This window comes from Neisseria sp. P0021.S006 (genome assembly GCF_051956895.1).
Map to the genome: position 1 here is coordinate 1 of NZ_JBQCWZ010000457.1, position 1,103 is coordinate 1,103.

Genomic DNA, 1,103 nt, shown 5'->3' on the forward strand with positions numbered 1-1,103 from the left:
GCCTTAAGATTGAAAAAATTAACCTCTTTTATGTTTGCCGCCAAAGCTGTCGTTAGACTTGCGCTTGCCTTTAAAGCCTTCGCCGCCTTTTTTGAAACCGTCAGACTTCTTGAAACCGTCTTTCTTAAAGCCATCTTTCTTGAAACCGTCTTTTTTATGGCCTTCGCCGTGAGCTTTACCGCCGAAACCTTCTTTAGCCGGTTTCTTATCACCACGCCAGCCGCCGGATTTACGATCGCCCCAGCCGCCTTTACCTTTCGGTTTGCCACCGGCAGATTTGCGTTTACGTGTCGGCTCCATGCCTTCGATGGTCAGCTCAGGTAATTTGCGGCCGATGTATTTTTCAATTTTGTGTACTTTGACGTATTCGTTCACTTCGGCAAAAGTAATCGCAATACCGGTACGGCCAGCGCGGCCGGTACGGCCGATGCGGTGAACGTAGTCTTCAGCCTGTTTCGGCAAGTCGTAGTTGATAACGTGGGTAATGGTTGGTACGTCGATACCACGTGCGGCTACATCGGTGGCAACCAAAATTTTGCAGCGGCCTTTGCGCAAGTCCATCAGCGTACGGTTACGCCAGCCTTGCGGCATATCGCCGTGCAGGCAGTTGGCGGAAAAACCTTTTTCATACAATTCATCCGCGATGACTTCGGTCATGGCTTTGGTGGACGTGAAAATCACACATTGATCGATATTGGCATCGCGCAAGATGTGGTCGAGCAGGCGGTTTTTGTGGCGCATATCGTCGCAGTACAGCAGCTGCTCTTCGATTTTGCCTTGATCATCCACACGCTCAACTTCGATGGTTTCAGGGTCTTTGGTCAGTTTGCGCGCCAGTTTGCCCACTGCGCCGTCCCAAGTGGCAGAGAACAACAAAGTCTGACGGTCGCTCGGCGTTGCTTCAACGATGGTTTCGATGTCGTCGATAAAGCCCATGTCCAACATACGGTCGGCTTCGTCCAGAATCAGCACTTCCAAACGTTCAAAATCAACTTTGCCGCTCTGCATCAAGTCCATCAGACGACCCGGAGTAGCGACAATCAGGTCAACCGGTTTGCTCAAAGCACGGGTTTGGTAGCCTAAAGATGCGCCGCCTACAATGC

The 1,103-nt window shown here is 51.1% G+C and carries 1 protein-coding gene; it reads right to left on the reverse strand.

All coding sequences use genetic code 11. The features are described 5' to 3' along the window. Positions 1-18 precede the first annotated feature (18 nt). The coding region (locus ACTHUM_RS14965; RefSeq protein WP_440403286.1) for a DEAD/DEAH box helicase at positions 19-1,103 on the reverse strand (1,085 nt) is incomplete at its 5' end.